Source organism: Dorea sp. 210702-DFI.3.17, from assembly GCF_020560825.1.
GTDB classification, from domain to species: Bacteria; Bacillota; Clostridia; order Lachnospirales; family Lachnospiraceae; genus Dorea; species Dorea formicigenerans.
Map to the genome: position 1 here is coordinate 1 of NZ_JAJCNB010000132.1, position 251 is coordinate 251.

Consider the following 251-nt stretch of genomic DNA (forward strand, 5'->3'; position numbering starts at 1 on the left):
TCCGTCTTCAAAACTCTCCTGCTATGAGCAGTCCTCCGATTTGCTCGAACCACCGGCTTTTGAACTGCATCAGATTTATCGTGCCCTGTCTGTCATTGCAAACGAATCCGATTCCATCCAGGCGGAACTGTATGAAGCAAGCCGGCGGCTGGTCAAACGGCAGACCGGAGTCCTGTACTATGACTGTACCAATTACTTTTTTGAAACGGAATGTCAGGAAGGCCTGAAACAATACGGTCCGAGCAAGGAAC

General features: G+C 49.8%; 1 protein-coding gene. It reads right to left on the minus strand.

The window, feature by feature from the left end; all coding sequences use genetic code 11:
* Positions 1–7: 7 nt before the first annotated feature.
* The coding region (locus tag LI149_RS15670) for a hypothetical protein (protein ID WP_331464091.1) at positions 8–251 on the minus strand (244 nt) is incomplete at its 5' end.